A 20,502-nucleotide genomic window follows, 5' to 3' on the forward strand; every position below is an offset into this window, starting at 1 on the left:
CCCAGGGCGTATGAAGTTCAGGGCGTATGAAACCCAGGGCCGACGAAATCTAGGCGGCGACGCGGACGATCTTCGCGTAACCGATCCGGCGCAGTAGCACCTGCAGCAGCGGCCCCGTCATGATCGTTGTCACCACCGCCATGATCACCAGCATGGTAAACACACGTTTCGGCAGCACGCCCAGATCGTAGCCGACATTCAGCACGATCAGTTCCATCAGCGCCCGCGTGTTCATCAGCACGCCGAGTGTGGCCGCCTGCCAGCCATCGAAGCCGGAGGCGCGGCCGGCGACGAAGACCGGGATGACCTTGCCGCCGATGGAGATGGCCAGGATCAAGGCCAGCCACGGCATGTCCGCCATGGTGAGGCCCAGCAGGTTGGTGCGCAGCCCGGTGAAGGTGAAGAACACCGGCAAGAAGAAAACCAGGACGAAGCGGCCGACCATGGTCTGCCAGGCGGCGACGAATGCCTCGTGCCGATGGAACAGCAGGCCGCCGACGAAACCGCCGAAGATGGTGAAGATGCCGATCATGTTGCTGGCACAGCCGAGCATCATGACCAGGCACAGCACGCAGGCCAGCAGGCCGGGGGGCAATGCCCCCGCCCGCACTGGGAAGTAGGCCAGCACCCGCGGCACCATGGGCCGCAGAACGAACCATAGCAGCAGGCCGCCACCGACGAGTGCCGCAGCGCGCCAGAGCAAGAATGCGGCCGATAGCTGTTGCATGGTGAAGGCGGTGATGCACGCCAGCAGCATCCAGCCGACGATGTCGTTGATGGCCGCGGCAGAGATCGCGATCAGCCCGACGCGATTCCGGGTCAGCCCGTATTCGCGCAGGATGCGGCCCAGGATCGGCACGGCGGTAATTGCCACCGCCACGCCGCAGAACAGGCTGTAGGGCACAACTCTGGCACCCGGCGCCAACGTGCCGGCCGAGGCGAACCCAAACCCGCAGCCCAGTGCCAACGGCACCAGGATGGAGGCCAGGGCGACCCGCAGCACGGCCCCACGCTCCTGCGGGAGGCGGAGGCGGCTGAACTCGAACTCGGTCCCGACCTGGAACATCAGCAGCAACAGGCCGAGTTGGCTGATGGCAGTGATGGCGGTAATGGCAACCGGGTCGAACAAGGCCGCCGAGGCGGTGGGGAACACATGACCGAACAGGGATGGGCCGAGTGCCAGGCCGGCCAGGATCTCGCCCACCGCACCGGGCTGGCCCAGCCGGCGGGCGGCGGCGTTACCCAGGGCGGCCACGCCGATCATCACGATCAACTGGCCCAGCACGAGCAGCAGCAGATGCTCGGTCGCGTATGCCGACGCGGTCATTGTCCCACCCTCGTACGTCGCGAGGGCATAACAATCACCGATCCCTGCAACAAGGCTCTAATGCTGAGTACGGCGGGCACCCGGCTGGCGGGCAAGGGCAATGAGTTCGGTTTGGCGGAAGGTGTTGGTCTTCTGGAACACCCGGTCCAGATGCGATTTGGCGGTGGCGCGGGAAATGCCGAGTTGCTGCGCCGACCACGCCAGGCCGTTGCCAGACAACACCGCATCCAGCAGCCGCGTTTCGGCCGGGGTGAGGTCGAAGCGGCGGGCAAAATCGTCACCCTCCAGCCCTTCCACCTGCACCAGGCAGCGGGCGCGGCCGGCGCCGTCCATGCCGAGTTCGGACCAGCGGGTCTGGGCACTCGGGAGCGGTGTCACGGTGATGCTGATGGGTCGACGACCAGGGCGGGCTACCTCGATCACGGTGCCGGTGGCCGTGCTGTGGCGGCCCAGCGCATGGGACACGGCGCGCTGTAGCCTGGCATCGTTGGATGCGTCCTGGATCTGCAGCGCGCCAGCGGTGACAGACAGCCAATCGGTCGCCGGGTCGGCCAGCATCTGGTCCGCGGCCGGACTGGTGAGCATGACGTGACCCAGGCCGTCCAGCAGGAAACCCGGGCCGGACATGGCGCCGAGCATTTCCAACATGGCCTGCAAACGGTGCTCGTGGCTTTGCACCCGCATAGAGACGCGGATGGCGTGCATGAGATGGGGCGCCAGGCGATGCAGGAAATTCCGATCGGCTTTGGTCGCCTCCCCGGTACCATCCGGGCGCACCAACGTCAGCGGGATCACCGTGTTGCCCATGCGGTGTACGACCAGGGTGAGCGGGCTGCACAGGCCCTGCGGCTTGGCCCAGCCGTTATAGAACTCGGTCCGGCGGAAATCCTGCGTGCGGATGACGTCGCCGTTGGCGATGATGGCGCCGGGCTGCATCTTTTGGGCGCAGCCGAATAGCGGGTTCATCGGTAGATAGCGGTCGAACGTGCGCGCGACATGCTGTGGATCGAAGCCGAAATAGGTGATGGGATTGCCGCGGCCGGTCGCCGGGTCCTCGACCGTCAATCCGCCGGCCACGCAGCCCAGCAGTCGCGCCAATTGACGCAACAATGGGTCCCACGCGGCACTATCCAGCGCCGCGTCGTGGATGAGCCCAATGGTTGAGAGGTAGTCAGACTCCGTAATCCGCATGGTCCGCCGAGTGCGCCCTACCCGCCGGGGGACATAAAGTGCCGGCTGGCCGCTAGTTTAACAGTTTCGGCAGCGGCTGCGACTCGATTTTAGCCGACATCACGTAATCGCGAGCTTTGTTGACATGCGTACCACTATGGTCGCGGCCCCAAGTGTATTTGCTTATTCGATGCGACGGCCTGATTACGGTTGCAAAACAGGATTACTACTGCATTGTCGGCGGTGCCGTATGATGAATCGCCATACGGCGCACACGATCCACCGTGTCCTTAAGGTCATAGGGCTTCGGCACGAAGTGGGCGCCGGGCGGCAGGTCCGATGGCTCCAACCTGGCTTTGCCGGACGCGATCAGGAGGCGGATCCATGGCCAGTTTTCGTGAACGTGGTGGACGAGGGCCAGGCCGTCCATGGTGCCCGGCATGTGGATGTCGGTGAATAGCAGGCTTACCTCGCCCTGATGCGCCTGGAGGATGACGAGCGCCTCATGTGCATCCGCGGCCTCCCGCACGTCGAACCCGGCATCCGACAAAACGTCCGCCATGAGGGCTCGGATAAGGAACTCGTCCTCTACCAGCACGACGACGACTGGCTTGGCTGAAACAGACTGCAACGTTCCCATGGTCTGATAAGCCGTTCGATGCCCGTTGGTTCCGGGCTCCCTTGACCGTGACCACGTAGGTTGGGCCATCTGGCCAGCCAACCGGACTTGGCCCTACAACCGTGGCGGCATCGGAGGCAGCTGGATGGCATACGAGACGATCATTGTTGCGTATGACAGCGGCAAACGCGCCAATAACGCGGTCCGGGCGCTGCGCGAGATGGGTGTGCCGGCCAGCGACATCCGGCGCCACCCGGTAGACCAGTCCAGCCTAGAAGACGTGGCCGCCGCCCCGGCGGAACAGAGCGGGCTGTGGACCTGGCTATTCGGTGAGGAGGCCGAGGGGGCGCGGCTGGCAACCTATAAGAAAGCGGTGCAAAGGGGTGGCACCGTGCTGAGCGTCCGCGTGATGGAAGACGAGGCCGGCCAGGTGCAGACCGTGCTGAATAGCTTCGAGCCGCTCGATCTGTCCGGTGGGGATCTGTCCGCCCAACCCGAGGTGCCCTGATGCTGAACCCGAAAGACCGCGTCGTCATGATCTCCGGCGCCACACGCGGCATTGGCCGGGCGGTGCTCGACCGGCTGTTGGCCGCCGGGTGCCTGGTGAGCGCCGGCGTGCGCGACCCGGCGCGGCTGCCGGAGCACCCGAATTTGTCGCATCACCGCTACGATGCCAGCCAGCCGGAAGCCGCGGCGAGTTGGGCCGCCGCCGCCATGCAGCGCCACGGGCGGATCGACGCGCTGGTGAACGCGGCTGGCATCAATCCGAAGGGCACGCTGTTGGATGGGGCGGACGCGCCGTTCGAGGCATGTTGGAACGTCAACTCCATGGCGCCGATGCGGGTGATCCGCGCCGCCTGGCCGCATCTGGTCGCCAGCGGCACCGGGCGGGTGGTGAACGTATCGTCGCTGTCGGGCAAGCGGGTGCGCAATGACAATCTGGCCTACGCGATGAGCAAGTTCGCGGTGGTGGCGCTGACGCAGGAGGTGCGGCGGCTGGGCTGGGCACATGGCATCCGTGCGACCACGGTGGCGCCGGGCTTCGTGGATACGGACATGACGGCACACGTGCCCACCGCCCAAATGGCACGCAACCAGATGACCCAGCCGGAAGATCTGGCCGTGCTGGTGGAGGCGGTGCTGCATCTGCCCAATAACGCGTCCGTGGCCGAGTTGCTGGTGAATTGCCGGCACGAGGACACGCTTTAGACCCGGCACCCTTGCCGGCGCGGCATCGCCACGATAACTATTTCGGCGATGATGACGGTCATAACCCCGGTCCGGGCGAATTGGTGGCGCTTCCAGTAGGGAGCGGCATGTCGTCATCGTCTATGACCATTGCCGCCGTCGCCCGGTGTGCTTTGGTCGATACGGCGTAGGCAATCCGGTCACGGCGGCTTCCACGAAAGGAAGACCTGTGACACTCCCGATTGACTACATGCTGCACGAGGCGACGCCCGATACCGCGGATTATCTTCGGCTTCGTCGGGTCAGCGGTCTGGCGCCCCGCAGTACAGCAGCGGCCGATCGCGGTCTGCCCAACACGTTTTTCGCGGTTTGCGTTCAGCACGGCGAGGATACGATCGGCATGGGCCGCATCGTCGGCGATGGGGCGTTGTTTCTGCATATCGTCGATGTGGCGGTCGACCCGCAGCATCAGGGCCGCGGGCTTGGGAAGGCCATCATGGCGGCGTTGCTGGCGCATGTCGCGGCGGTTGTACCGGCGGAGGTTTACGTCAGCCTGATGGCGAATGGCGAGGCGTATCGATTGTATGAGCAACTCGGCTTTGCATCGGTTTTGCCAGAGGCGCGCGGGATGGCTTTGTGGATGGGTGAACGGCCCTAGTCCGCGCCGCCCGCGGCCTCCCGATCCAGCAGGGCGCGTTTGCGCTGGACGCCCCAGCGATAGCCCGACAGCGCGCCGTTGGAGCCGACGACGCGGTGGCAGGGGACGACGACGGCGAGTTTGTTGGCGGCGCAGGCGCCGGCCACGGCACGCACGGCTTTCGGGTTGCCGAGTTGCGCGGCGACCTGGGCATAGCTGCTGGTGGCGCCGGGTGGGATGCTGCGCAGCACCTCCCAGACCCGGCGCTGGAAGGCAGTGCCCTGGATGTCCAGTGGTAACGTAAAGCTGTCGCGCGGGGCGTCGACATGGGCCACGACTTGCGCGACCCAGTCGCCGAAGCCGGCTTCGGCGGCCTCCAGCTGGGCGCGGGGGAAGCGGGATTGCAGGGCGGCCGTGTCCTCGCCGAGCAGAATGGCGCAGACGCCGCGTTCGGTGGCGGCGACCAGCACCGGGCCTAGCGTGCTATGCCCGGTGGCGTAGCGGATCGTCTCCCCTGCCCCGCCGGCGCGGAAGATGGATGGCGCCATGCCCAACATGTTCGCGGCTGCGGCGTAGAATCGTCCGGAGGAGTTGAAGCCGGCGTCGTACATCGCCTCGGTCACGCTGTCGCCGGCGCGCAGGCCGGATTGCACCCGATCGGCACGCCGGGCGTCGGCGTAGGCCTTGGGCGTGACGCCGGCGATGCGGCGGAACAGGCGGTGGAAATGGAACGGGCTGAGCCCGGCGGCGGCGGCCAGTTGGTCCAGCGCCGGGGGTTCCTCCGCCTGTTCGATGCTGCGACAGGCGTCGGCGACCAGGGCGGCTTCGCGTTCGGCGCGGGGCGGCTGGTCGGGCTTGCAGCGTTTGCAGGGGCGGAAGCCGGCGGCCTCGGCGGCGCTGCGGTCGGCGTGGAAGCTCACGTTTTCGGGCCGGGCCGGGCGGGCGGCGCAGGAGGGGTGGCAGTACACGCCGGTGGTGGCGACGGCGTAGAGGAACCGGCCGTCCGCACGCTTGTCGCGGTTGCGGAGCGCGGTCCAGCGGTCGGCTTCGGTGTCGAATGTGGCGGGGGCGATGGCGTTCATGGCGTGCTCCTTCTCAGGCATCGGACCATGCCGGGCAAGCATCGAACGGACACTCCGGGTCTTGCGCCGCAATCGAAATGGGGGGCGCGGGTTTGGGGAGCAAGATGCGGAGTGTTGGCATCGGGCGAGGCCGGCAGCTTGGGGGGGTCGTTGGAGTCGTGTCGCATGAATGCCACCCTGCCTGCTGCGTTTCGTCGCCTCGCCTGGTCCAATTTGGCGGCGCAGTCGGCCGACCAGATCGCACTGGCGGCCACGCCGATGCTGGCGGTGCTGGCGCTGGGGGCCGGCCCGGGCGAGACCGGGATGCTGGCGGCGGTGCAGACATTGCCGTTCCTGGTGTTGTCGCTGCCGCTGGGGATGCTGGCCGATCGCACGGCCCGACGGCGGTTGATGACCGGGGCGGAACTGGCGCGCGCGGCGGCGTTGATGGCGATTCCCCTGTTAGCGATGTCAGGCCATGTGTCGTTGGGCTGGCTGGCGGTACTGGGGTGTGTCGCGGCGACGGGCACCGTGGCCTACAGCGTGGCGGCGCCGTCGCTGGTGCCGGCGCTGGTGCCGCAAGGGGCGCTGACACTGGCGAATGGGCGGCTGGAACTGGTGCGCAGCATGGCGTTCACCGCCGGGCCGGCGGCGGCAGGGGCGCTGGTCGGGTGGGCCGGGGTGCCGGCTACCTTCGCGGCGGCGGCGGCGCTGTCGTTGTTGGCGGCGCTGCTGCTGTCGGGGCTGCGCGAACCGGCCCGACCGGCGACCCCACGCAAGGGTGTGCTGCATGATCTGCGGGAGGGGGCGCAATTTGCCTGGGGGCATCCGCTGCTGCGGCCGATCTTGCTGACGGCGGTGGGCTGGAACATCGCGTGGTTCGTGCTGCAGGCGGTGTACATGCCGTATGCGCTGACCACGCTGGGCCTGTCCTCCGCCGCCGTGGGGATCACTCTGGGATGTTACGGCGTGGGGATGTTGGCGGGGGCAATGGGGGCGCCGTGGCTGGGCCGGCGGGTGCGGTTCGGCACGCTGATCGCGGCGGGGCCGGTCGTGTCCGTCATTGCGGCGCTGGTGATGTTGGCATCGCCCTGGGTGCCGGGTTGGGGTGTGCCGGCGGTGGCGCTGTTCCTGTTTGGCGCCGGGCCGATTTTGTGGACGATCGGGCAGACCACGCTGCGCCAGGCGGTGACGCCGCCGGGCATGCTGGGGCGGGTGTCGGCGCTGATCATGATGGCGACGTTCGGCGCCCGGCCAATCGGCGCGGCGTTGGGCGGTTGGGTGGGATCGGTGGCTGGTCCCGTGGCGTGCCTGGCGCTGGCGGCGGTGGGGTTCGGGGTGCAGGCGCTGGTGATCGCCGCCTCCCCCATACCGCATCTGGCGCGGTTGCCGGATAGTTCGGCGTTGGCCGAAGCATCGGAGCGCAGTCCGGCGTAGACTGGGCGCCTGCCGAGGAACCAGACCATGACCAATATCGCTGCACTTGCCGAAGCTGGGGCCCTGGTGGGCGACCCGGCGCGCGCTTGCATGCTGACGGCACTGCTGGATGGGCGGGCGCTGACGGCGGGGGAGTTGGCTCGGGTAGCGGGGGTGACGCCGCAGACTGCCAGCGGGCATTTGGCGCGGCTGACGCAGGCCGGGTTGCTGGCGCAGGAGCGGCAGGGGCGGCATCGCTATCACCGGCTGGCCTCGGCGGCGGTGGCGCAATTGCTGGAGAGTATGATGTCGGTGGCGTCCGGCGTGGCGTCCGCCCCGCGGCGGGTGTCGACCGGGCCGCGGGACCAAGCGATGAAGCGGGCGCGCACGTGTTACGACCATTTGGCCGGGGAACTGGCCGTTGCCATGGCGGACCGGATGATCGAGCGCGGCGAGTTGGAATTCGCCGATGAATGTGGCGCACTGACGGCGGCGGGCGTGACGTTTCTTCGCGGCATGGGGGTCGATCTGGATGCTGCCACCGCGCGCGCGGCCAAGCGTGGCGGCGGCCCGGTGTTCTGCCGCCCTTGCCTGGATTGGAGCGAACGTCGCCCGCACATCGCCGGGGCGGTGGGTGCGGCGCTGTGCGCGTGCTGGCTGGATCGGGGCTGGGTGCGCCGGGTAGACGGCACGCGCGCCATCCGGGTGAGCCCGGCTGGGCAGGCCAAACTGCTACAAGCATTCGACCTGCGCTGGCCGGGTTAGATCAGCCCGAAGCGAGACGTAGGAAAATCCGATCTTCCTTGCGGATGAATTGCTCGCGCTGGGCGAACTCGTAGTTTTGCCGACCGAGCGGGTCGTGTTTCAGGCGCTCGCGATACGCCTCGTAGGCGGCGAGGTTTTCAATGTTGTAGATGCCGTATGCGGTGGTGGCGGAGCCCTCGTGCGGGGCGAAATAGCCGATGAGGTCGGCGCCGCAACGTGGGATCGCCTGGCCCCAATTGCGCGCATATTCCTCGAACGCGGGCTTCTTGAACGGGTCGATTTCGTAGCGGATGAAGCAGGTGATCACGGCGCATCCTCCTGGTTGGATGCATGGGCATAGGCCCAACCAGGAGCGCCACGCTTCGGCGGCGGCCGAACTATTCGCCGGCAACGATCGCGGTTTCCACCGCTGCGTGGGAGGCGACGCCGTATAGGGCGCCGGGGAGGTCGCCATCGCGCAGCAAATGCCCAGCGGCCATCACCTGGCCATACGCCGCGCGCGCCAATGCGCCGCCGACGCTGATGCGGCGTACGCCAGCGGCGGCTAGGGTGGAGAGCGGCACCAGCCCGTCGCGTGGGCCGGACAGCACGTTCACCGGCTTTGGCGACACTGCGGCAACGACGGCGCGGATGGCGTCCATGTCGGGGAGAGCGGGGGCGTACAGGCAATCGGCACCCGCCTCGGCGAAGGCGACCAGGCGACGGATCGTGTCATCGAGGTCGGGGCGGCCGTGCAGGAAGTTTTCCGCGCGCGCCGTGAGGATGAACGGGTGCGTGACCGAGCGGGCGGCGCGGGCGGCGGCGCGGATGCGGGCGACGGCGGTGTCGAACACGTGGATCGGGGCGGCCGGGTCGGCGGTCGTATCCTCGATCGTGCAGCCGCACAGGCCAGCGTTCGCGGCCAGACGCACTGTCGCGGCACAATCCTCCGGGGAGGCGCCGTAGCCGTCCTCCAGATCGGCCGACGTAGGACAATCCGTTGACCCGGCGATGTCGCCCGCATTGGCCAGCGCCTCCGCCTGGGACACGCTGGCGCGACCGTCGCGGCGGCCCAGCATGAAAGCGAGGCCGGCGGAGGTGGTGGCGATGGCGGAGAACCCCTGCCCGGCCAGGATGCGCGCGCTGCCCGCATCCCAGGCGTTGGCGATGACGAAACACCCCTCCCGATGCAGCGCGGCGAAGCGTTCGGCCTTGTCGTAGATGGTGGTCATGTCACTCCTTCGGGCGTGAACTGGGCGATGTTGGCCGGCAGCGGCGTGCCGGGGGCCAGGCGCGGGTCCGGAATCGGGGCGCCAGCGATGACGGAGAGTGGCAGAACGCCGGCCCAAACCGGAAGCGCATAATCTTCGTCGTCGTCGACGGGTTGGCCGGTGCGGATTTTGGCCGACGCCTCCGTCAGTTCCAGGCGCAGGATCGTGGTCGCCTTCAGTTCCTGCGTGGTGGGTGGGCGCAGGGTTTCCCAGCGGCCAGGGACGAGGCGGTCGCTGAACATCTTGAGGGCGTGGAGTTTGTGGTCGCCTTCCACCAATTCGGCGCGACCAAGGGCCATGACGGCGCGGTAGTTCATCGAGTGGTGGAAGCCCGAGCGGGCCAGGACCAGGCCGTCCAGCATGCTGACGGTGACGCACACCTCCACCCCGCCCACCAGGGTACGCAGCATGCGGCTGGCGGAGGAGCCGTGCCAGTAGACGTAGTCGCCGTCGCGCCAATGCGCCGTTGGGGTGACATAGGGCTGGCCTTCGACGACGTAGCCGACATGGCACAGCAGCCCGGCGTCGAGGATCGCATCGATGGCTGCGCGGTCGTAGGCCCCACGCTTCGGCATACGGCGAACCCGGGTGCGGTCGCTGGGGGCTACGTCCATGGTCATGATCCTTAATCTGGTTTGGCGGGGTGGAGGATTGACTCTATCCGGCTCAGGCGAAAGAACCGGTTCGGTAGAAAATGACTGGACCAGTTCGATGCGCAACCCGAGCAAGGCCGCCCCGCTGGGCCTGGCGCTGGACGCAACCGGGCGGGAACCGCTGCATCGGCAGATCGGGGCGGAGTTGCGCCGGGCGATCTTGGAGCGGCGGTTGGCGGGGGGCATGAAGCTGCCGTCGTCTCGGCTGATGGCGGTCGAGTTGGCCTGCGCCCGCGGCACGGTGCTGCTGGCTCTGGAGCAGTTGATTGCCGAGGGCTACATCGTGGCCCGCCCTGGCTCCGGCATGTCGGTCGCGGCGGATTTGCCGGACGAGATGCTGGCCGCACCGGCACCGGCGATCCAGGGGCCGCCGAGGCAAGCGGCCACGATGCGGGCCGGTCCAGATGCGGCGTTGCGGATTGGGCAGCCGGACCGGGATTTTCCCTTCCCGCTTTGGGCCAAATTGCTGGAAGCGGAGTGGCGGCGGCCGTCCTGGGCAATCGCGGGCATGCCGCATCCGTTCGGGCATCCCGGGTTGCGCGCGGCGATTGCGGACCATTTGGGGGCGTTGCGCGGGTTTCGCTGCGACCCGGCGGAGGTGGTGGTGACCACGGGGATCCGCGAGAGCGTGACATTGCTGGCCCGGCTGCTGTTGGCGCCGGGGGAGCAGGCGTGGATGGAGGAACCGGGTTATCCCGGCATTCGGTTGGCGTTGGAAGCGGCGGGGGTGCGCGCGGTGGCGGTGGCGGTGGACGAGGCCGGGTTCGTGCCGGATCGCGCGATGGCCTTGGCGCCGGGTGCGCGGCTGGCGGTGGTGGCGCCGGCGCATCATTTCCCGCTGGGCATCGTGCTGAGCCTGCAGCGGCGCCTGGCGCTGCTAGCCTGGGCGGAGCGGACGGGCGGGTGGATCGTGGAGGATGATTACGACGGTGAATACCGCTATTCCGGCCGGCCGTTGTCGCCATTGCGGGCGTTGGATCGGAGCGGACGGGTGGCGTTCGTGGGCAGCTTCTCGAAACTGCTGTTTCCGGCGTTGCGGCTGAGTTACCTGGTGCTGCCACGGGCGCTGGCTGGGCCGGCAGAGGTTGCGCTTGCGGGGGGCGGCGCGTCGATGCTGGGCCAGGGCGCGCTGGCGCGGTTCATTGCGGAGGGGCATTTCGCCGCGCATTTGCGACGGACGCGTCGAATTTACGCGGAACGGCAGGCGGCCATGATCGAGGCGATGCGGACGCATTGCGCCGATAGGCTGACGATCGTGGCGGATCCTGGCGGCATGCATTTGGTAGCGCGGCCGCTAGGTGAGTTCGATGACGCGGCGGCGGTGCGCGCGGCGGCCTCGATGAATTTGGCACCCAGTGCTCTGTCGGTCTGTTACGCGAGCGCGCCGGCGTGTCATGGCTTGCTGTTGGGGTATGCAGCGTTGCCAGTGGCGGAGATGAATGCGGCGGTGCGTCGGTTGCGCGCCGCGCTGGCGCTGGCGAGGAATTAGCAGCAAGGATGGAATGAACCACTGCGGGCAGTGTCTTGATGATGGCGCGCAACATCAGCGCCGATTTGCATGGGAGACACCGATGCCGAAAAATCTCGTCTTACTTGCCGGGTTTCTGAGCCTTGCCATGGGTGGCTGCGCGATGGCCCAGGGCGCGGCGCCCGCCACGGTGGCGACCACCGCCAAGGGGCCAGCCTTCGTGGATGCCAAGGGCATGTCGCTGTACACGTTCGACAAAGACAGCGCGGGCAAGTCCGTCTGCAACGGCCCGTGCCAAGGGAATTGGCCGGCGATGATGGCCACGGCCTCTGCCACGGCATCCGGCGGTTGGAGCGTCATCACCCGCGACGACGGCAGCAAGCAGTGGGCGTATAAGGACAAGCCGCTGTATACCTTCGCCAAGGACACCATGCCGGCCGACAGCAAGGGTGATGGCTTCCTGAACGGCGCGTGGCATCTGGCCAAGCCGTAACGATCCAGCCGCCTCCGTGACCGATCTATCAGCGGCGCTAGAACCCCACATACCGGCGCTGCGCCGGTATGCCTGGGCGCTGGTGCGCAATCAGGAGGCGGCAGACGATTTGGTGCAGGATTGCCTGGAACGGGCCATCGGGCGCTGGCATTTGCGGCGGCGGGACGCCAGCACGCGCGCCTGGCTGATGACAATCCTGCGCAATTTGTTCCTGAACGACATACGCCGCCGCACCCGGCAGGGCCGTCACGTGGAACTGGCCGAGGCGCATGGGCATGAGGGCCAGGACGCCAATGGCGAGCGTCGGCTGATGGCCCGCGACGCGCTGGCCGCGCTGGATAGTTTGGGGGAGGACCAACGATCGCTGCTATTGCTGGTGGGTGTTGAAGACCTGTCCTACGCAGAGGCGGCCGCCGTGTTCGGCGTGCCCGAGGGCACGATCATGTCGCGATTGAGCCGGGCACGGGCCCAATTGCGGCGCCTGGTGGAGGGCGGTGAACGCGTGATGTTGCGGAGGGTGAAGTGAGCGAGGACGGGCGCCCCATCGGCGAGGACGACATCGAAGCCTATGTCGATGGCCGGCTGTCGGTGGCACGGCGGGACGCTGTCGGGGCAACACTGGCGAACGCCCCGGCGTTGCAGGCGCGCGTCGATGCCGACCTGGCGCTGCGCCACGCCCTGCGCGAGCGGTTGGCGCCGATTGCGGAGCAGCCTCTTCCATCGCGGCTGCGCGTTGCGACATTGATAGGCCGGCGACGGGCGCGGTTGCGGCGCAGCCTGAGCGCGGTTGCGGCGTCGGTGTTGCTGCTGGCGATTGGGGTAGGCGCCGGGTGGGAGGCGCGGGGGTGGAACGCGCCGGTTCGCCAAGCCGGCCAGGCCTCGACGGCCGTGGATGCGATCGAGGCACATCGCGTGTTCGTCGTGGAAAAGGCGCATCCGGTGGAGGTCGCCGCGGCGCAGGAGGCGCATCTGGTGCAATGGCTGTCGCGCCGGGTCGGGCACACGCTGAAGGTGCCGGATTTGTCGGCGCAGGGATACGAATTGATGGGCGGGCGGCTGATCCCGGAGGCGGGAGAAGCAGCGGCGCAATTCATGTTCCAGGATGGCGCGGGCGGCCGGCTGACGCTGTTCGTGAAGGCCGGCAAAGCTGGGCCGGCACGATTTGCCTTCCTGCAATCCAATGGATACGCGGCGTTTTCCTGGAATGACGACGCGCTGAGTTTCGCACTGGTCGCGGCGGTGGAGCGGCCGGTGTTATTGACGCTGGCCGAGGCGACGTATCGCCAACTGGACCCGAGCGGGACGATGCTGACGCATTAGGAATAGGCTTATGCCACGGCGCGCCGTGGCTTGGCGGGGCGTTTGGGAAGGGCTGCGGCGCTCTCGGCGGTGAGGGCGAAGAATTCGGGGTGGCGCTGCATCACGGCCTCCACCGAGACGAACACGCCGCGCAAATGGCGGCGCATCGCGTCCAGTGCGGCTGCCGGGTCGCGGCGGAGGATGCCGTCCACGATCTCGCTATGCTCCTTGAACACGGCGCGGCGCTTCAGCGGGTCGTGAACCGTCAGGCGGCGAACGCGGTCGTGCTGGCGCTTGGCGGTTTCGACGACGGACCAGGCGCGTTCGTGGCCGGCCATCTGCATGAGGGCGGCGTGGAAATGTTCGTCGGCTTCGAAGAACGGGTCGGGCTCGCCCATCAAATGCCGGCGCTGGGTGGCGACGGCCGCCTCCAAGGCGGTGGCGTCGGCGGGTTGCAGGATTTCCACCAGCTTGGCCAGGGCGGCGCATTCCAGGGATTCGCGGACGAATTGGCCGTCGTAGATGTCGGCCACGCGGATGGGGGCGACGAAGCTGCCGTATTGGGGATAGATGGCGATGAGGCCCTCTTCCTCTAGCTTGATGAATGCCTCTCGCACTGGGGTGCGGCTGAGGCCCAGCCTGGCCGCGACCTCGTTCTCGGAGAGCGGGTGGCCCGGCAGCATACGCCCGGCGACGATGGAGTCGCGGAGATGGTTACGCACCTCCATGGCGACGGTGGTGCGCCGCCGGGCAGCCGCGATGCGAGGCTCGGTCAGCGGCCGTTCTTCTCGCGCCATGTCTTGAACAGATCCAGATTGGCTTCGTCCGTCGGCGGATACAGGCCGCGCGTGGGGTGGCCGGCACGGACGCGTTCGGTGACGAAATCCTCGTAGGCGGTCATTTCGGTGGCCTCGGCAGCGAGGTCGTCCGCCAGGTGCGCGGGCAGGACGATGCAGCCATCGGCATCGCCGACGATGACGTCGCCCGGGAAGACCGGGGCGTCGCCGCAGCCGATCGGCACGTTGATGTCGATCGCCTGGTGCAGCGTGAGGTTGGTGGGGGCGCTGGGCCGGTTGTGGTAGGACGCGATGTCCAGCCCGGCGATCTCTGCCGAATCACGGAAGCCACCATCGGTGACGATGCCGGCGACGCCGCGGGCCATGAGCCGCGTGACCAGGATGCCGCCGGCGGAGGCAGCGCGGGCGTCCTTGCGGCTGTCGATCACCATGACGGCGCCGGGCGGACATTCCTCGACCGCCTTGCGCTGGGGATGGGCGTGGTTGCGGAATACGCTCATGTCGTTGAGGTCTTCGCGGGCGGGGATGTAGCGCAGCGTATACGCCTCCCCCACCATGGAATCGGCTTTGGGTGGGGAGAGCGCTTGCACGCCCTGGATCATCTGGTTGCGGAAGCCGCGCTTGTAGAGGGCGGTGGCGAGGGTTGCGGTGCTGACGCGCTTCAGCTTGTCGCGGGTTTCTGTCTTCAAGGTCATTTGGCTAGTCCTAATAGATGACTGGTTCGGTGACCGGCGCGCCGAAATCGGTGCGGAGGAAGTCGAAATCGCAGCCTTCGTCGGCTTGCTGAATGTGCTTGGTGAACATGAAGCCGTAGCCCCGTTCAAAGCGCTTTTCCGGCGGGATCCAGGCGGCGCGGCGAGTGGCGAGTTCTTCGTCCGACACCTCCATGCGGATGGTGCGGGCGTCGACGTCCATGGTGACGATGTCGCCGGTGCGCAGCAGGGCCAGCGGGCCGCCAATGTAGGATTCGGGGGCGACGTGCAGGATGCAGGCGCCGTAGCTGGTGCCGCTCATACGCGCATCGCTCATCCGCAGCATGTCGCGATGGCCTTGTTTCAGCAGAGCCTTGGGCATTGGCAGCATGCCCCATTCGGGCATGCCGGGGCCGCCCTGGGGGCCGGCGTTGCGCAGGACCAGGACGTGGTCGGGGGTGATGTCCCAGGTTTCGTCGTCGACGGCTTTTTTCAGGGAGGGGTAATCGTCGAACACCACGGCCGGGCCGGAGTGTTTGAGGAAGCGCTGGTCCATGGCGGCGGGTTTGATGACGCAGCCGTCGGGGGCGAGGTTGCCGGTGAGCACGGCGAGGGAGCCTTCGCCGTAGATGGGGTTTGAGGTAGTACGAATGACGTCCTCGTTGTAGACTTTGGCGCCGGCGATGTTCTCGCCGATGGTGCGGCCGCTGACGGTGAGGCAGTCGAGATGCAAATGGTCGCGAATGTTGCCCATCAACGCGCGAATGCCGCCGGCGTAGAAGAAATCTTCCATCAGATAGGTGGAGCCTGTGGGGCGCACGTTGCCGATGACGGGGACGCGGCGGCTGTAACGCTCGAAATCCTCCAGCCCGATCTCCTGCCCGGCGCGGCGGGCCATGGCGATGAGGTGGATGATGGCGTTGGTGGAACAGCCCATGGCCATGGCGACGGCGATCGCGTTTTCGAAGGCTGGCTTGGTCTGGATCTTCTGCGGGGTCAGGTCTTCCCACACCATTTCGACGATGCGGCGGCCGCATTCGGAGGCCAAGCGGATGTGACCCGCGTCGGCGGCGGGGATGGACGAGCCGCCGGGTAGCACCATGCCGACGGCCTCGGCGATGGCGGTCATGGTGGAGGCGGTGCCCATGGTCATGCAGGTGCCGTAGGACCGGGCTATGCCGCCCTCGACGCCGAGCCAGTCTTCCTCGGTGATTTTACCGGCGCGCAGTTCGTCCCAGTATTTCCAGCTATCAGAGCCGGAGCCCAGGATCTTGCCGCCCCAGTTGCCGCGCAGCATCGGGCCAGCGGGCATGAAGATGACGGGGATGTTCATGCTGGTGGCGCCTAGCAGCAGGCCCGGCGTGGTCTTGTCGCAGCCGCCCATCAGCACGGCGCCGTCGACGGGGTGGGAGCGCAGAAGCTCCTCCGTCTCCATGGCTAGCATGTTGCGGTACATCATGGTGGTGGGCTTGACGAAACTTTCGGAGACGGAGAGGGCGGGGAGTTCCACGGGGAAACCGCCGGCCATCAGGATGCCGCGCTTGACGTCCTCGACCCGGGTTTTGAAGTGGCTGTGGCAGGGCTGCAGGTCCGACCAGGTGTTGAGGATGGCGATCACGGGTTTGCCGGTCCATTCCTCCGGCGCGTAGCCCATCTGCATGGCGCGGGAACGGTGGCCGAAGGAGCGGAGGTCGGCCGGGCCGAACCAGCGGCGGCTGCGCAAGGTCTCCGGCGTTTTGCGGCCGGCGGATGGGGGGGATTGATCTGCCATCGTTTGTTTCCTCGACTCTGCGGCGCCGTTGGCGCGGTCTTTCACTGGTCCTACAACACTTGCATGCAAGACAAAAGGGCGGCGGTCCTGCGGCACGGCACGCGGTGTGCTAGAGCCAGCGGGACTGAGTTGGAGTTGCCTGAGCATGCCCCTGCCCTATCCGAACCGCCGCCTGGTGCTTGGCGGCCTGGCCGCCGCCTCGCTTGCCCCAAGGGCGCAGGCGCAGAGCAGCGACAGCTTCGTCGTTGCGACCTATGGCGGGTTGTTCGAGCAGATTTTGCGCAAGAATGTGATCCCGGATTTCGAGGCGAAGCACGGCGTGCGCGTGGTGCTGGAACTAGGCCAGGGGACGACGTTCCTGCCGAAGCTGGCGACGGCGCGCCGCCGGTCCCCCTACGACGTGGTGTACGTGAACGACGACGAGGCAGCGCTGGGCGGATCGATGGGGCTGTGGGCGCCGGATATGTCGGCTCAGATCCCGAATGTGGCGGCACTCTACCCGTCGCTGCGGCCGTCCAAGGCGATGCCGCTGTATACGACGACGGTGTACGACTTCCCGCTGCTGTATCGCACCGCCTTGGCGGCGCCGACGTCATGGGGGGATTTGTGGTCGATCGACCAGGCGGTGGGGGTGCCGCACATCTCCAACTCGTACGGGCTGACGTTCCTGCTGATCGCGGCGCTGCTGAATGGCGGGGATGCGGCGAACATGGCGCCGGGGTTCGCGGCGGTGAAGCGGCTGAAGAACCCGAAGGTGTGGCGCGGCATCACCCAGGGCTACGGCATGTTCCAGCAAGGCGAAGTGGTGGCCGGGCTGATGTATAATCACCGCGCCCAGCAATTGGTCGATGCCGGGCTGCCGGTGGCGATGGTGCATCCGAAGGAGGGCGTGTGGGGCCAGCGCACCGGGTTGCAGATCCCGAAGACGGCGACCCGGCCGGACTTGTCCGCCGCATGGGCCGATATCGCGCTGGGGGTCGACTACCAGGCCGCGTTTGCCGAGGGATTGTACAGCCCGTCCAACGCGAAGGTGCCGTTGAAGCAGGCGGAGAAGTTCGTCACCGGAGAGGCGCGGATCAACGGGCTGCGGTTCCCGGATTGGGACGTGATCAACCCGCAGCGGGATGCGTTATTGGATCAGTGGAACCGGGTGGTCGGGAATTAGACTCCGGTTCCCATAGCACGATCGAGGCCTAGCACCTTCTGGAGCAGCGCGATCAGGCCGAAGGCGAAGATGATCAGCAGGGTGGAGACGGCGGCCACCATCGGGTCTACGGCAAAGTCGATGTAGGTGTAGATCCGCACCGGCAACGGCATCACGTCCGGTCCGGCCAGGAAGATCGATACCGTTGCCTGGTCGAACGAGGTGATGAACACGAAGATCATCGCCGCCATGATCGAGGGCGCGATCGCCGGCAGGGTGACGCGGAACAAGATGCGCAGGCCGCCAGCGCCGAGGCTGCCGGCGGCCTCCTCCAGCGCCGGGTCGAGGCCGACCAGGCCGGCACCGACGGTACGGCAGACATAGGGGATGGTGATCAGGATGTGGCCGATCAGCAGCCCGGTCAGCGGCGCGTCCATGTCGATGAGGTAGTAGAATTGCAGCAGCGCCACGCCGGTGACGATGGTTGGCAGCACCAGCGGCGACATGAGGAAGGCGCGGAACAGGCGTTGGCCGGTGACGCCGTGGCGGTGCAGGCCGATGACGGCAGCCACGCCCAGCGCCATCGCGCAGAGGCTGCACAGCACCGCCAGCACGATGCTGATGAGGAAGGACTGCAGGAAATCGCCCCGATGCAGCAATTGTTCGTACCAGCGCAGGGTGAAGCCGGCGGGTGGAAAGGCGACGTAGGGCGTTTCGGTGAACGAGCCGCCGATGATGACGATCAGCGGGCCGAGGATGAACAGCACCACCAGCCAGCCGAGGATATCCAGCGCCTTGTCGAGCATCATGCCTCCCGAAACAGGCGGCCGTGCAGGGCGATGACGGCGGCGTTGATCACCAGCAGCGCCATCACCAGCGTCGCACCCACGGGCCAGTTGGCGGAGAAGGTGAATTTCTCATAGATCACCGTGCTGATGGTGGAGACGCGATTGCCACCCAGCAGGCTTGGCGTAATGAACGCGCTGATGGTGAAGGTGAACACCAGCAGCGACCCGGCGCCGATGCCGGGTAGCGAGAGCGGCAGGATGATCTTGCGCAGGATGCGGGCGCGGGATGCGCCCAGGCTGTCGGCCGCGTCGACCAAGGCGGCGTCGATGCGTTCCAGCACGCCGATCAGGCTCAGCGCCATCAGCGGCAGGCTGACGTGGACCAGGCCGACCACGACGGCGAACATGTTGCCGCCGAGGGGGAGCGGTGCGGTGGTGAGGCCGAGCGCCTGCAGCCATTTGTTCACCACACCGGTGTCGCCCAGCAGCACCAGCCAGGCGTAGGTGCGGACCAGCAGGTTGATCAGCAGGGGTGACAGGGTGATGGCGATCAGCAGGCTTTTCAGCCGCGGGCCGGCGCGGGCGATTTTGAGCGCCAGGGGATAGCCGAGCAGCAGGGAGATCACCGTCACCAGCACACCCAGCCCGATCGTGCGGGCCATGAGTGCGAGGTAGAACGGGTCGGTGAGCACGGCGGTGTAGTTCGCCAGGGTGAATTGCGGGATGTAGAGCTGCATGGCGCTGAAGCGGAACACGCTCAGCCGCAGCACCATCGCGTAGGGGGCGACCAGGAACACCAGGTAGAACAATGTCACCGGGCCGAGGTAGAGCGCCAACGCGGCGCGGCGCGGCATTTGGGTGTTCATCAGTGGGGCAGCACGCGGCAATCGGCCGGGTCGGCGTGCAGATGCACGTGGGTGCCGATTGTGAAGGCGGACGCGGCGGCGGGGGAGAGGTGGGCGCAGACGATGCCACCGGGCGTGGCCATTTGCAGTTCCACCATGGCGCCCAAAAAGCGGCGTCCGGTGATCGGCATGCCATTGGCGGCGGGGCTGACGCGGAGTTTGTCGAACGGCACCTGGACGACGCTGCCGGGTGGGGCGCCGGGGAGGATGCTGGCGGCGTCGCCGCGCAACAGGTTGCCAGCGCCGACGAACTCGCACACCCAGGCGGAGTTGGGGGCGGCGAACAAGCTCTCCGGCGTGTCGATCTGGGCGATTTTTCCGTCACGCATCACGACGATGCGGTCGGCCATGGACATCGCCTCCTCCTGATCGTGGGTGACGAACAGAGCGGTGACGCCGAGGCGGCGTTGCAGGGCTTTGAGTTCGGTTTGCATCTGCACGCGGAGCTGTTTGTCCAGGGCGCCGAGCGGTTCGTCCAGGAGTAGGAGGTCGGGTTCGATGACGATGGCGCGGGCCAAGGCGACGCGTTGTTGTTGGCCGCCGGAGAGTTGTTTGGGGCGGCGGTCGGCGAAGGCGGACAGGCCCACCAGGCCGATCGCGTCGCGGGCGCGCTGGGTGGCGGCAGATTTGGGGATGCCGCGGCATTCGAGGCCGAATAGCACGTTCTGCAGCACGCTCATGTGCGGGAACAGGGCGTAGGACTGGAAGACGATGCCGATGTTGCGGTGGCGCGGTGCCAGCCCGGCGACGTCGCGCCCGTTCAGCCGCACGGCGCCCTGCTGGGGATGAACGAAGCCGGCGATGGTCCGCAGCAGCGACGTTTTGCCGCAGCCGGACGGGCCGAGCAGGGCCACGAATTCGCCGCTTGCCACTTCCAGGTCTATGCCCTGCAGCGCCGCGACGCCGCCATATTGAAGCTGTATGCCGGCCACGGCCAAGGAGGGTTGGGTTGTTGACGTCGTCTCGGGCGCGCGCATGGTGGGGAGGCGTAGCAACATCCATACCCCGCCGAAACCCTGCGTCGACAGGGGGCGAGCGCGCCTGTATTCCTGGGCACCA

The 20,502-nt window shown here is 67.4% G+C and carries 23 protein-coding genes; 10 read left to right on the forward strand and 13 right to left on the reverse strand.

What is annotated here, in order from left to right; all coding sequences use genetic code 11:
• Positions 1–49: 49 nt before the first annotated feature.
• The 3 genes from GSQ76_RS09485 to GSQ76_RS09495 all read right to left on the reverse strand — a co-directional run bounded on the left by GSQ76_RS09485 (position 50) and on the right by GSQ76_RS09495 (position 3,137).
• The gene (locus tag GSQ76_RS09485; protein WP_158743672.1) at positions 50–1,327 is read right to left on the reverse strand and encodes a cation:proton antiporter; all 1,278 of its coding nucleotides are present in this window, start codon (positions 1,325–1,327) and stop codon (positions 50–52) included.
• Positions 1,328–1,384: 57 nt separating this feature from the next.
• Positions 1,385–2,518: a helix-turn-helix transcriptional regulator gene (locus tag GSQ76_RS09490; RefSeq protein WP_158743673.1), complete on the reverse strand. Its 1,134-nt coding sequence runs from the start codon at positions 2,516–2,518 to the stop codon at positions 1,385–1,387.
• A gap of 205 nt (positions 2,519–2,723) precedes the next feature.
• The gene (locus GSQ76_RS09495; protein ID WP_158743674.1) at positions 2,724–3,137 is read right to left on the reverse strand and encodes a response regulator; all 414 of its coding nucleotides are present in this window, start codon (positions 3,135–3,137) and stop codon (positions 2,724–2,726) included.
• Positions 3,138–3,261: 124 nt separating this feature from the next.
• Between GSQ76_RS09495 and GSQ76_RS09500 the strand changes: the two genes are divergently transcribed.
• The 3 genes from GSQ76_RS09500 (at position 3,262) to GSQ76_RS09510 (ending at position 4,962) form a co-directional block, all read left to right on the forward strand.
• Positions 3,262–3,624: a hypothetical protein gene (locus GSQ76_RS09500; protein WP_158743675.1), complete on the forward strand. Its 363-nt coding sequence runs from the start codon at positions 3,262–3,264 to the stop codon at positions 3,622–3,624.
• Entirely contained in the window at positions 3,624–4,325 is a 702-nt protein-coding gene (locus GSQ76_RS09505; RefSeq protein ID WP_158743676.1) for an SDR family NAD(P)-dependent oxidoreductase, read from the forward strand. Before GSQ76_RS09500 ends, GSQ76_RS09505 begins: the two co-directional genes overlap by 1 nt.
• Before the next feature lie 208 nt (positions 4,326–4,533).
• Positions 4,534–4,962, forward strand: coding sequence for a GNAT family N-acetyltransferase (locus GSQ76_RS09510; RefSeq protein WP_216850974.1), 429 nt, complete (start codon positions 4,534–4,536; stop codon positions 4,960–4,962).
• Here GSQ76_RS09510 and ada read toward each other — a convergent pair.
• Complete coding sequence (gene ada, locus GSQ76_RS09515) at positions 4,959–6,023, reverse strand: bifunctional DNA-binding transcriptional regulator/O6-methylguanine-DNA methyltransferase Ada (RefSeq protein ID WP_254070322.1); 1,065 nt, start codon at positions 6,021–6,023, stop codon at positions 4,959–4,961. The two genes, GSQ76_RS09510 and ada, sit on opposite strands and share 4 nt — an antisense overlap.
• Before the next feature lie 165 nt (positions 6,024–6,188).
• On the opposite strand from ada, the gene GSQ76_RS09520 reads away from it, so the two are divergent.
• Positions 6,189–7,439 (forward strand): MFS transporter, encoded by a 1,251-nt coding sequence (locus GSQ76_RS09520; RefSeq protein ID WP_158743678.1) that lies wholly within the window; start codon positions 6,189–6,191, stop codon positions 7,437–7,439.
• Between the two features lie 27 nt (positions 7,440–7,466).
• On the forward strand, positions 7,467–8,183 hold the full coding sequence (locus GSQ76_RS09525) for a helix-turn-helix transcriptional regulator (protein ID WP_158743679.1): 717 nt from the start codon (positions 7,467–7,469) through the stop codon (positions 8,181–8,183).
• Position 8,184: 1 nt separating this feature from the next.
• On the opposite strand, the gene GSQ76_RS09530 is transcribed toward GSQ76_RS09525, so the two are convergent.
• The 3 genes from GSQ76_RS09530 to GSQ76_RS09540 form a co-directional block, all read right to left on the reverse strand.
• Positions 8,185–8,490, reverse strand: coding sequence for an NIPSNAP family protein (locus tag GSQ76_RS09530; protein ID WP_158743680.1), 306 nt, complete (start codon positions 8,488–8,490; stop codon positions 8,185–8,187).
• A gap of 70 nt (positions 8,491–8,560) precedes the next feature.
• A complete protein-coding gene (locus tag GSQ76_RS09535) occupies positions 8,561–9,394 on the reverse strand; it encodes an isocitrate lyase/phosphoenolpyruvate mutase family protein (RefSeq protein ID WP_158743681.1) in 834 nt (277 codons plus the stop codon).
• Entirely contained in the window at positions 9,391–10,047 is a 657-nt protein-coding gene (locus tag GSQ76_RS09540; RefSeq protein ID WP_158743682.1) for a pyridoxamine 5'-phosphate oxidase family protein, read from the reverse strand. Before GSQ76_RS09540 ends, GSQ76_RS09535 begins: the two co-directional genes overlap by 4 nt.
• A gap of 97 nt (positions 10,048–10,144) precedes the next feature.
• Here GSQ76_RS09540 and GSQ76_RS09545 point away from each other — a divergent pair, with 97 nt between their 5' ends.
• The 4 genes from GSQ76_RS09545 to GSQ76_RS09560 all read left to right on the forward strand — a co-directional run bounded on the left by GSQ76_RS09545 (position 10,145) and on the right by GSQ76_RS09560 (position 13,367).
• Entirely contained in the window at positions 10,145–11,575 is a 1,431-nt protein-coding gene (locus tag GSQ76_RS09545) for a PLP-dependent aminotransferase family protein (RefSeq protein WP_158743683.1), read from the forward strand.
• A gap of 82 nt (positions 11,576–11,657) precedes the next feature.
• Entirely contained in the window at positions 11,658–12,047 is a 390-nt protein-coding gene (locus GSQ76_RS09550) for a hypothetical protein (protein ID WP_158743684.1), read from the forward strand.
• 16 nt (positions 12,048–12,063) lie between these two features.
• A complete protein-coding gene (locus GSQ76_RS09555; RefSeq protein ID WP_158743685.1) occupies positions 12,064–12,573 on the forward strand; it encodes an RNA polymerase sigma factor in 510 nt (169 codons plus the stop codon).
• Positions 12,570–13,367: an anti-sigma factor gene (locus GSQ76_RS09560; protein ID WP_158743686.1), complete on the forward strand. Its 798-nt coding sequence runs from the start codon at positions 12,570–12,572 to the stop codon at positions 13,365–13,367. Before GSQ76_RS09555 ends, GSQ76_RS09560 begins: the two co-directional genes overlap by 4 nt.
• An 8-nt stretch (positions 13,368–13,375) precedes the next feature.
• Here the strand turns inward: GSQ76_RS09560 and GSQ76_RS09565 are convergent, their stop codons facing one another.
• The 3 genes from GSQ76_RS09565 to araD are packed head-to-tail and all read right to left on the reverse strand — an operon-like array spanning position 13,376 to position 16,606.
• On the reverse strand, positions 13,376–14,143 hold the full coding sequence (locus GSQ76_RS09565) for a GntR family transcriptional regulator (RefSeq protein ID WP_158743687.1): 768 nt from the start codon (positions 14,141–14,143) through the stop codon (positions 13,376–13,378).
• A complete protein-coding gene (locus GSQ76_RS09570) occupies positions 14,119–14,838 on the reverse strand; it encodes a ribonuclease activity regulator RraA (RefSeq protein ID WP_158743688.1) in 720 nt (239 codons plus the stop codon). Before GSQ76_RS09570 ends, GSQ76_RS09565 begins: the two co-directional genes overlap by 25 nt.
• Before the next feature lie 10 nt (positions 14,839–14,848).
• A complete protein-coding gene (gene araD, locus GSQ76_RS09575; protein ID WP_158743689.1) occupies positions 14,849–16,606 on the reverse strand; it encodes an L-arabinonate dehydratase in 1,758 nt (585 codons plus the stop codon).
• A gap of 145 nt (positions 16,607–16,751) precedes the next feature.
• Here araD and GSQ76_RS09580 point away from each other — a divergent pair, with 145 nt between their 5' ends.
• A complete protein-coding gene (locus GSQ76_RS09580) occupies positions 16,752–17,771 on the forward strand; it encodes an extracellular solute-binding protein (RefSeq protein WP_158743690.1) in 1,020 nt (339 codons plus the stop codon).
• Here GSQ76_RS09580 and GSQ76_RS09585 read toward each other — a convergent pair.
• Genes GSQ76_RS09585 through GSQ76_RS09595 form a run of 3 tightly spaced genes read right to left on the reverse strand, consistent with a single transcriptional unit; the run spans position 17,768 to position 20,441 of the window.
• Positions 17,768–18,559 (reverse strand): ABC transporter permease, encoded by a 792-nt coding sequence (locus tag GSQ76_RS09585; protein WP_158743691.1) that lies wholly within the window; start codon positions 18,557–18,559, stop codon positions 17,768–17,770. The two genes, GSQ76_RS09580 and GSQ76_RS09585, sit on opposite strands and share 4 nt — an antisense overlap.
• Positions 18,556–19,392, reverse strand: a complete 837-nt coding sequence (locus GSQ76_RS09590) for an ABC transporter permease (RefSeq protein ID WP_158743692.1) — start codon at positions 19,390–19,392, stop codon at positions 18,556–18,558. Before GSQ76_RS09590 ends, GSQ76_RS09585 begins: the two co-directional genes overlap by 4 nt.
• A gap of 11 nt (positions 19,393–19,403) precedes the next feature.
• Positions 19,404–20,441 (reverse strand): ABC transporter ATP-binding protein, encoded by a 1,038-nt coding sequence (locus GSQ76_RS09595; RefSeq protein ID WP_158743693.1) that lies wholly within the window; start codon positions 20,439–20,441, stop codon positions 19,404–19,406.
• Positions 20,442–20,502: the final 61 nt, after the last annotated feature.

It is taken from the genome of Acidisphaera sp. L21, from assembly GCF_009765685.1.
Taxonomy (GTDB): domain Bacteria; phylum Pseudomonadota; class Alphaproteobacteria; order Acetobacterales; family Acetobacteraceae; genus LMUY01.